This is a genomic window from Aquabacterium sp. A08 (genome assembly GCF_011742065.1).
Window position 1 is genome coordinate 1 of the sequence record NZ_JAAQQT010000257.1, and the last position, 275, is coordinate 275.

The 275-nt window shown below is 70.5% G+C and carries 1 pseudogene; it reads right to left on the reverse strand.

Features of this window, described 5'->3' with window-relative positions:
* Positions 1 to 275, reverse strand: a pseudogene (locus tag HA630_RS01455) (DNA-binding protein YbiB); the annotation flags it as partial.

Consider the following 275-nt stretch of genomic DNA (forward strand, 5'->3'; position numbering starts at 1 on the left):
GCTTGCACGGTGTGCGATTGGCCGTGGTGGAACAGGTCCATCTGGGGCGTGCGCCGGGGGTCGGCCACGGGTTCGCCTTCGGTGCCGCGCAGCAGGAGGGCGTGCTGGCCGGTCAGCCGGAACAGGTCGCCCATGCTCTGCAGGTATTCGGGGTGGGTGTAGCTGCTGACGAGCAGGCCACCGGCCGCCGGTTGCATCAGCTTGACCAGGCTGTGGCCGCTGTTGCGCAGGCCGACCACGCGGCGCACGTCCAGCAGGCGTTGCAGACCGGGCAG